This window comes from Nitrospinota bacterium, from assembly GCA_027619975.1.
In the GTDB taxonomy this organism is placed as follows: domain Bacteria; phylum Nitrospinota; class Nitrospinia; order Nitrospinales; family VA-1; genus JADFGI01.
In genome coordinates this window covers 39,851-48,207 of the sequence record JAQCGX010000028.1, presented here as the reverse complement: position 1 = coordinate 48,207, position 8,357 = coordinate 39,851, and the positions used below count along the sequence as shown (strand labels likewise).

General features: G+C 49.5%; 10 protein-coding genes. 3 read left to right on the top strand and 7 right to left on the bottom strand.

Annotated features, from left to right (window positions below):
• Positions 1-94: 94 nt before the first annotated feature.
• The 6 genes from O3C58_10555 to priA all read right to left on the bottom strand — a co-directional run bounded on the left by O3C58_10555 (position 95) and on the right by priA (position 5,819).
• Entirely contained in the window at positions 95-778 is a 684-nt protein-coding gene (locus O3C58_10555; protein MDA0692301.1) for a DnaJ domain-containing protein, read from the bottom strand.
• Between the two features lie 24 nt (positions 779-802).
• A complete protein-coding gene (gene msrA, locus O3C58_10550) occupies positions 803-1,270 on the bottom strand; it encodes a peptide-methionine (S)-S-oxide reductase MsrA (protein ID MDA0692300.1) in 468 nt (155 codons plus the stop codon).
• A gap of 104 nt (positions 1,271-1,374) precedes the next feature.
• Entirely contained in the window at positions 1,375-2,367 is a 993-nt protein-coding gene (gene msrP, locus O3C58_10545; protein MDA0692299.1) for a protein-methionine-sulfoxide reductase catalytic subunit MsrP, read from the bottom strand.
• A complete protein-coding gene (locus O3C58_10540; protein ID MDA0692298.1) occupies positions 2,337-2,663 on the bottom strand; it encodes a divalent-cation tolerance protein CutA in 327 nt (108 codons plus the stop codon). The genes msrP and O3C58_10540 overlap by 31 nt, the downstream gene beginning before the upstream one ends.
• 18 nt (positions 2,664-2,681) lie before the next feature.
• A complete protein-coding gene (locus O3C58_10535; protein ID MDA0692297.1) occupies positions 2,682-3,269 on the bottom strand; it encodes a DedA family protein in 588 nt (195 codons plus the stop codon).
• A 36-nt stretch (positions 3,270-3,305) separates the two neighbouring features.
• Positions 3,306-5,819: a primosomal protein N' gene (gene priA / locus O3C58_10530; GenBank protein MDA0692296.1), complete on the bottom strand. Its 2,514-nt coding sequence runs from the start codon at positions 5,817-5,819 to the stop codon at positions 3,306-3,308.
• A gap of 182 nt (positions 5,820-6,001) precedes the next feature.
• Here priA and O3C58_10525 point away from each other — a divergent pair, with 182 nt between their 5' ends.
• Together O3C58_10525 and O3C58_10520 are read left to right on the top strand one after the other, a co-directional pair.
• Complete coding sequence (locus O3C58_10525; GenBank protein MDA0692295.1) at positions 6,002-6,199, top strand: hypothetical protein; 198 nt, start codon at positions 6,002-6,004, stop codon at positions 6,197-6,199.
• 30 nt (positions 6,200-6,229) lie between these two features.
• Positions 6,230-6,754 (top strand): TIGR00645 family protein, encoded by a 525-nt coding sequence (locus tag O3C58_10520; protein ID MDA0692294.1) that lies wholly within the window; start codon positions 6,230-6,232, stop codon positions 6,752-6,754.
• Between the two features lie 45 nt (positions 6,755-6,799).
• Here O3C58_10520 and O3C58_10515 read toward each other — a convergent pair whose 3' ends face one another.
• On the bottom strand, positions 6,800-7,786 hold the full coding sequence (locus O3C58_10515) for a peptidylprolyl isomerase (protein ID MDA0692293.1): 987 nt from the start codon (positions 7,784-7,786) through the stop codon (positions 6,800-6,802).
• 288 nt (positions 7,787-8,074) lie between these two features.
• Here O3C58_10515 and O3C58_10510 point away from each other — a divergent pair, with 288 nt between their 5' ends.
• Positions 8,075-8,293, top strand: a complete 219-nt coding sequence (locus O3C58_10510; protein ID MDA0692292.1) for a hypothetical protein — start codon at positions 8,075-8,077, stop codon at positions 8,291-8,293.
• Positions 8,294-8,357: the final 64 nt, after the last annotated feature.

Genomic DNA, 8,357 nt, shown 5'->3' with positions numbered 1-8,357 from the left:
GTGCCACCGATATAAGAAATCCTTGTACAATGTTCGATTTCCTGTAATAAACTAATTTTTAGAGATGCCCTGAAGTTATTCGTGCATTGAAAGTTCAATACCTGTCGAAAGGCGATTCGGGTTCGGTCATCAGGTTGCCGTATTCCCACTGGCCGGCATGCACTTTGCCCTCGGGGGTGACGAACACGCCCTCGCCGTGAAACTTGTCCTGGGCAAAATGGCCCATATATTTACTGCCGTTGGCGAAGGTCATCTTCCCCTGCCCGTGGAACTGGTTATCCATCATTCCGCCAGTGTATTCATCACCGTTGGCAAAATTGTATTTGCCTTGCCCAGTCATCGTGCCGGACCGGAACTGCCCGGTGAAAACACTGCCGTTGGCGAAGGTGAAGATGCCCATTCCGTGCATCATTTGGTTGATGCCCATGCCCTCGTATTTGTCGCCGTTGCGCCAGGTGCGGGTGATGAACTGCGGCAGGTCCTGCCGGATTTCGTCCCGCCACCCACCGTCGTCGCCCATCGGGTCGCCACCGTAGGACGAGTAATCCGGCTGCTGGTCGGCGTATTGGCCTTGTTCCCGTTTGCTATGCCAGATCTCAATGCGCGTGTAGGCTTCGGTGATCTGATGAAACTTTTTGGTGGCTTTTATCTGCTGGGCTTCATCGTCGCCGGGAAAGCGGTCGGGATGCCACTCCATCGCCTGTTTTTTATAGGCGCGTTTGACTTCTGCAAATGTTGCGCCCGGTTTGATTTTTAGAGTTTCGTAATCGCGTTGCATTTTAAGTGGCCCTATAAATTTTAATCAGTGACAGTTTTTCATGCCGCGTTTTTCCAGATACTTTTGGTGATAGTCTTCCGCCCGGTAATACTGAGGCGCGGCGACGATTTCGGTGACGATGTCTCTCGAAAATTTGCCGGACTGCTGAAGTTTTTCTTTGGATTCTCTGGCGGTAGTTTCCTGTGCCGAGTTATGAAAAAAGATAGCCGAACGGTATTGCGTGCCGGTGTCCGGCCCCTGCCGATTGAGCGTGGTCGGGTCGTGCAGGTTCCAAAAGGCTTCCAGAAGAGTTTCATAGGTTACTTTGGATGCGTCGAATTCCAACTGTACGACTTCCGCATGGCCTGATTGCCCGGTGCACACCATCTCATAAGTCGGGTTGGGTGCAGTGCCGCCACAATAACCCACAGAGGTGGCTGTGACGCCGTCGATATTGCTGAAATTTAGTTCTACGCCCCAGAAACATCCTGCGCCGAAAGTGGCTGTTTCCATGATCGATTGGCTCCTGAAATAGAGTGGTTGCTCGAACAAATAATGGTATGCGAGTTGCTCTTGAAAAGCAAAAATTTAAGCCATTATCCCCGATCCGGTGATCTTTAAGTATACAGGTGCGCGACGTGTTTGCCGTAACCGTTGAAGGGCAGGGTGGGGCGGACTTCTTCGGTGCCGATCATCTTCTCCCTGGACTGCGGCCAGCGCGGATGCGGAATTTTGGGATTGACGTTGGCGGTGAAGTCGTATTCCAACCCTTGCAAGGTGTTCCAGAACGTGGCGGGACGGTAATCCACCAGCTCGATTTTGACCACCGACTTGATGCTTTTGAACCCGTATTTCCACGGCACCACCAGGCGAATGGGCGCGCCGTGCTGTTTCGGCAGGGGATGCCCGTAGATGCCGGTGGCCATGAAGGTCAAGTCGTTCATGGCTTCGGGAACGGTCAGAGCTTCAATGTAGGGCCAGGGTTCCCAGAAGGCCAACTGCCCCTGGGCTACGAACGGTTTGTAAAACGTGGTCATCTTAACGTGCGTGGCCTGGGATAACGGCTCCACCTGCCTGAGCAACGCTTGCAACGGGAAACCCGTCCACGGAACCGCCATCGCCCAGGCTTCGACACAACGCAAGCGGTACAGCCTCTCTTCCATCGGCAGGTTTTTTAACAGGTCATCGACATCGAAAGTTTTTGGGTGGCGCACGAGGCCGGAAACTTCGACGGCCCACGGACGTTTAGCCAAAGCCTGCGCGTGAACGATGACGTCTTCCTTGACGCTGGTGAATTCGTAAAAATTATTGTAGGACGCGGCGATTCTTTCCGATGTCAAGGGGCGGTCGAGTTGGAATTTTTCATTGCGCTGCGCCGGATAAATTTTCTTTTCGATTTCGCTGAGAGCGATTTCGGCATCAGGGTCCGGTGGGCGCGATGTGCAACCGCTGAGCAGAGCCGTGGTGGCAAGCGTGGTCAGGGCGGCGCCTTGCAAAAACTTTCGGCGGTTCATGTAGACCGATTCCGGTGTTGCCAGATTGCCGGAAATTTCCCAGCCTTTGGAAAATTTTACGTGGCTCATTTTATTGAGACCCAGTCGTCGATGCATTTCAGATAAGGTTCCGATCCCTTGATGATGGGAAGGGCGATGATTTCCGGGACAGAGTAACTATGGTTTTTGCGCACCCAGGCTTCCAGCATTTCGAATTTTTCGGACCGGGTTTTGATGATGAGCTGAATTTCCTCATCGACGCAGAGTTTATCTTCCCAACAGTAAGTGGATTTGACTCCTGGCAGGGCGTTCACGCAGAAGGCCAGTTTTGCCTCGACCAGTCCGCGGCTGAGTTTGTCCGCTTCTTCTTCGGACCCGGCAGTGACGAAAACCATGATGTGTTGTTGTTCCATGCGCACAAGCTCCCCTCATCAAAGAACAAATTTTAACAGGTAAAAGCCAAGAAACAATGAAACGAAAAAGAAAAGGGTGAACCAGCCAAAATATTTTTCGATCAACACTTTGACCTTGGGTCCAAATTTATAGATGAGGTAGCCGATCACAAAAAACCGCGCCCCCCGTCCCAGGGTCGATGCGAAAACGAAGGTCGGCAAATCGATTTTAAACGCCCCGGCGGCCAAGGTGAAAAGTTTGTAAGGGATCGGCGTGAACCCTGCGCCCGCTACCGCCCAGGCTTCGTATTGCTTATACAGTTCGCCAATTTTTTCAAATTTATCCTGCAAATGGTAGAACTCCAGAATTTTATAGCCGATGACATCCATGAATTTCCAGCCGATGAGATAGCCAAACATTCCGCCGAGCACGGAAGCGCCGGTGCATAAAGCTGCGTATCGAATCCACAACGCAGGAACGGCAACGGTCATGGCGATGAGCAAAACGTCCGGGGGAATCGGGAAGAACGAGGATTCGATGAACGAAATGGCAAACAAGGCCGGTACGGCGTAAGGGGTGGCGGCCAGGTGCAGGACCCAGTAATACAGCGATCGAAAAAGTTTCATGTTCGGCTTTCTAAATAAGTTTTAACTATGAGAAGTTTATAAAAGATTGACCGGGTCCACATCAATGGATAGTTTGATCTTGTTCATAAAAGGTGATTTTAATTCCTGCCGGTCCCTGAACTGGTTGAGGAGGGTTTGCAGGGTCTGGGATTTTTTTGCCCTCAGCAGAATGTGCCAGCGGAATTTATTTTTGATCCGGTACAGGGCCGCGCAGGAAGGCCCAAGCAATTCTATATCGCCGTTGCGCCCAATCATTCTCATCAAAATCGTTTTTATTTTCTCCACCGCCGTTTCGCCTCTGGTTTCTGATTCGCTTTCGATTTCCAGGGCCGCCATGCGTGTGAACGGAGGATAGTTTAATTGCTTTCGGGAAACGATTTCTTTTTTATAAAAGTTATTAAAATCATGCGTCTGCACATAATCAAACACATAATGCGAAGGCTCATGGGTTTGGATGAGCACCTGCCCCGGAACCTCGCCGCGTCCGGCTCGGCCCGCCACCTGGGTGAGCAGTTGAAAGGATCGTTCGGCGGAGCGGAAATCGGGAATGTTTAACGACAGGTCGGCGTGCACTACACCCACCAGGGTGACGTTGGGGAAGTCGTGGCCTTTGGTGATCATCTGCGTTCCGATCAGGATATCGATTTCTCCTGCCGTCATTACCCGATGCATGGACTCGAAGGCGGATCGATCGCGGGCGGTGTCCCGGTCGAGGCGGAGGATTTTAGCTTCAGGATACAAGCGGTGGATTTCATCCTCCAGCCGTTGCGTGCCGAATCCGCTGAACTTGATCACTTCCCCCTGGCAGTCGGCGCAGGTTGTCGGGACGCGGGCGGTATAATTGCAATAGTGACATCGGATCCGATTTTCCTTGCCATGAAAGGTCAGTGTCACGCTGCAATGATGGCAGTCGAATACAAATCCGCATTCCTTGCAGAAAACGTAGTTGGCGGTCCCGCGGCGGTTGAGAAACAGAAACACCTGCTCCTTCCGGTCGAGCCGGTGACGGATTGCCGTTTTGAGTTTTCCTGAGAGAATGGTGAAATTTTTACTTTCATCTTTTTCTTTTTGCATGTCGATGATTTGCACGACAGGAAGCAGGCGGTTCTGAACTCGTTTGTCCAGTGACAGGTAGCGGTACTTTCCCGACTCGGTGTTGGATAAAGATTCGAGGGAAGGGGTCGCGGAGCCCAAAATCACCACCGCCTTTTCCGATCGGGCGCGGACGATGGCCGTGTCTCGGGCATGGTAGCGTGGGCTGGAATCCTGCTTGTAGGAAGAATCGTGTTCTTCGTCGATGACGATGACACCAAGATTTTTGAGCGGCGCAAAGATGGAGGAACGCGCCCCGACCACGATGGACACGCGGCCCTCCTGAATTTTTTTCCATTCCTGATAACGCTCTCTTTGCGACAGCCCGCTGTGCAGAATCGCTACATTATTGCCAAACCGTTTGTGAAACCGCGACACCGTTTGCGGGGTCAGAGATATTTCAGGAACCATCATGATTCCTGTTTTTTTCAAATCCAGCGCCGTTTGAATGCAACGAATATAAAGCTCGGTTTTTCCGCTGCCGGTAACACCATGCAGCAGGTAGGTTTGATACTCGTAATCATCCAGCGAGCGCTTTATTTCCTCGTAGGCTCGTTTTTGGTCCTGGGTGAGAGGCAAGGGGGCTTCTGTTCCTCCACTGGAACCGGAGGTGTCAGAGTCGTCCTGGCGTTGAGTCTTGATCGGCACCACGTCCACCAGTCCCTTTTCTTGAAGCTTTTTAAAAGGCGCGGCATAGGACGGAATTTTCGCGGCCAGTTGTTTCAGGGTTTTTTCTCCCTCAATGAGCAAGGCATAAACCTCTTTTTGTTTGGGACTGCGAGCGAGAAGTTTATCCACCTCCTGTCCATCCGGGGCCGGTGTGACCAGCCGTGCCAGCTTTTCGTACTGGTAACCGACGGTACTCCGCTTGATTTGCAATTGCGATCGGACCCACCCGCTTTGTTTCAACCGGGCCAGTGCATGAGCGCTGAATTTTTTCAGCAAAAGTCGCTGGATTTGTTTTGGCGTGATCTGCCCTCGTTCTTGAACTGTTTTCAGGATGATTTCCAGGGAGTCTTTCATTTCTCCAGCGGCCAGGGCTTCCGCACCCTCAGGAGAAAGCGTCAGGAGTTCCCGGCCTTCATCCTCCAATCCCGCTGGCAGGGCGGCCTTGACAGCTTCCCCCCATGAAGACTGATAATAGTCCGCGATCCACCGGGTCAAAGACAGAATTTCCTTAGAGAGAACCGGAGCTGTGTCGAGGACATCTTCAATATTTTTTAAAGTGAGTGCCGGGTCGCAGTGATCGGACAGGGAGACCACATAACCTGTGAGCTTGCGCCTGCCAAAAGGAACAAAAACGCGCATCCCCGGCTCAAGCAGGGGAATGAATGGCTCTGGAACGGCATAGGTGAACGGTTCCCGTAGCGGTAAATTCAATACGACCTGGGCAAAGATTTTTTGATCTCTGGAGGGTGGTGGCGGGGAGGGCGGTTCGATTGTCAAAGTCAGGTTCATTTCGATAAATCAGAGTTATTTGCAAGCAAGTTTACCAGAGAACCGGGTTTATAAGAACCCAACGGTGGGTCTTATTTGAAGAAATAATTGACTCGCAAAAAGATTTCCTCTACCCTCCTTAGTCCCAATGCGTTACTGGATATTCAGTTTTCACCCTTAAAGGTGCAGGAGGATTAAAGATCATGAAAGTTGGAGATACGGTTAAAGTTGATTTTGCAGGCAAGAAAAAAGACGGCGTTGTTTTCAAGTTGTTTCCTAATACGGTTTATTTGAAGATGGATTTTGATAAAGATAAAGGGAAAGTCGTGAAGCGAAAGCTCAATGAACTCAATAAGGGAAAATCCGGCAAGAAAAAAGAAAAGACGAAAACCGAGAAATAATGACCTCCTTCCCTGTAGAAGACCCATCCGATGTCCGGTAAAGTCGAACACTTATTAGAAGTTATTATTTTTAGGAGCCGATGGCTTTTAGCCCCGTTTTTTTTGGGGTTGATCGTCAGCGTCCTGCTACTCCTGATAAAATTCGTTCAGGAGCTTTTTCATTTATCGCTCCACGTCATATCCGTTACTGAAAGTGACATTATTATCGGTATTCTGACCCTTATCGATATGGCCCTGGTCGGATCTTTACTGATGATGATTATCTTCTCAGGCTATGAGATTTTTGTTTCAAAAATAGATGTCGCCGAGCATGCGGACCGGCCGGATTGGATGGGGAAAGTTGATTTTGGTGGACTGAAGTTGAAAGTCATTGGAGCCATCGTCGCCATTTCAGCCATCGACCTCCTTAAAACTTTTGTTGAGATTCCTTCTGAACCCACCGAGGGCAACACCGAAATGTTCCTGTGGAAGGTGACTATTCACATGGCATTTGTTCTGAGCGGCGTTTTCTTCGCCTTGATGGATAGAATCGCTTCGGAAACAAAGTCCCATTAAGAAAAAGTATAAAGCAAAAGGCGGAAAAAGAACTTCCTACTTTGCCTAGAAATAGGTTTTCAGGTCGGCCTGTTTTTTAAGCGTTTGCACGTAAGCCTTGGTAGCTTGAACGCTTTTCTTTTCAACCAGGGTGTCGCGGATACTTTCTTTCACTTCTTTAAATGAGCGATCCACAGCGGGGCTTTTATCCGTTACTTTCAGGATGTGAAACCCGTGTTTGGTTTTAAAAATTTCGCTCACCTCGCCCACTTGTAATTTGAAGGCTCTTTCGCTGAAGGCCGGTAGCATCTGATTTTTTGCAAAGAATCCTAAGTCGCCTCCCTTGGGAGCTAAACTGTCCTGCGAGAGTTTTTCAGCTAATCCGAAAAAATCCGTTCCTCCACTGATCTGTTCCAGAATCGATTCCATTTTTTGCCGGACCTTGCGTTCCTGCTCCGCACTGCTGTCTGGCGACAACTTGAGCAGGATGACGCTTGCCCTCACCTTTTCTGGAGTGCGAAACTGGTCAATATTTTTATCGTAATAGGCTTGCAGTTCCGTTTCGTCAATTTGGATCTTTGATTCCACTTCCTTTTTGATGACTTGATCCATGATCAGGTCGGTTCGCAATTCCTCCTGATATTGATCGAGGCTCATCCCCTGGTCCGCCAGCTTGTGTTCAAACACCGCGTTCGACTTAAAAGTTCCCTTGACCTGATTTAATTTCGTAGCCACCATTTCGGGAGTTACCGAGATACCGATTTTTTCCGCCTTTTGCAGCAAAAGTGTGCGGCCGATTTCATCGTCGATCAGTTTTTTCGCTACAATTTTCATCTGGTCGGGTTTGAGAGTCATTCCCTTGGCCTTGTAATTGCGGATGACTTTGTTGAGCTCTGTCAGGATGATATCCCGCTTGATATCCGTGTCATTGACTCTGGCGGTCACGTCAGGCAGGCTGATGGGAGGTTTGTCGTCGTGCTTGTGCCCTGAATGGGCGAAAACTTCAGACGACGCGCCTGCGATCAGGAGCGATACGAAACCCAAAACTGCCAATTGCCTCATAAAACCATAGCGGAACATGTGAACCCCTTGCATAAAGTGAAATTCTGGAATTTGTGAACAATTTCTGGAATAAATTCAAGCCTAAACATTCGGTTCCCGGTTGTCAACCGATTTCGTTTTATGTGCGGGGGCACCTGTTGACATTTTAAATAATCGAATTTTCAGTTTTTCAGTAACCGCCAAAAAATTTATGCCTGTAGCTTGATTTTCCCATATCATGAAGGCAAAGATTCATCCGATTCACTGATTTATTTTTTAACCAGAATAGCGAAGGAAAAAATGTTAACCAATGACGTAAAGATCGCGTATTTTTCCATGGAAATCGGAATCGATCCCGAAATTCCCACCTATGCGGGAGGACTTGGAATTCTTGCGGGAGATACCATCGGTTCAGCGGCTGACCTTAAGATTCCCATGGTCGCCATTGCGCTGAATGGTTCTTTCTTTAACACGCAACGCATGATCCAGCAGTACGTTCTCAAGGCGTATTTTCCTTGATCTGTTCCGTTAAACCTTTAGGGTGTCTCTAATAATTCGATATTTTTATGTCTGGCAACTCGCG

What these genes read in the sequence shown, in the direction of transcription:
- msrP (MDA0692299.1), bottom strand. Translation starts at nt 2,367, where the DNA reads ATGCATCGACGACTGGGTCTCAATAAAATGAGCCACGTAAAATTTTCC.
- O3C58_10555 (MDA0692301.1), bottom strand. Translation starts at nt 778, where the DNA reads ATGCAACGCGATTACGAAACTCTAAAAATCAAACCGGGCGCAACATTT.
- O3C58_10535 (MDA0692297.1), bottom strand. Translation starts at nt 3,269, where the DNA reads ATGAAACTTTTTCGATCGCTGTATTACTGGGTCCTGCACCTGGCCGCC.
- O3C58_10510 (MDA0692292.1), top strand. Translation starts at nt 8,075, where the DNA reads ATGTTAACCAATGACGTAAAGATCGCGTATTTTTCCATGGAAATCGGA.
- msrA (MDA0692300.1), bottom strand. Translation starts at nt 1,270, where the DNA reads ATGGAAACAGCCACTTTCGGCGCAGGATGTTTCTGGGGCGTAGAACTA.
- priA (MDA0692296.1), bottom strand. Translation starts at nt 5,819, where the DNA reads ATGAACCTGACTTTGACAATCGAACCGCCCTCCCCGCCACCACCCTCC.
- O3C58_10520 (MDA0692294.1), top strand. Translation starts at nt 6,230, where the DNA reads ATGTCCGGTAAAGTCGAACACTTATTAGAAGTTATTATTTTTAGGAGC.
- O3C58_10540 (MDA0692298.1), bottom strand. Translation starts at nt 2,663, where the DNA reads ATGGAACAACAACACATCATGGTTTTCGTCACTGCCGGGTCCGAAGAA.
- O3C58_10525 (MDA0692295.1), top strand. Translation starts at nt 6,002, where the DNA reads ATGAAAGTTGGAGATACGGTTAAAGTTGATTTTGCAGGCAAGAAAAAA.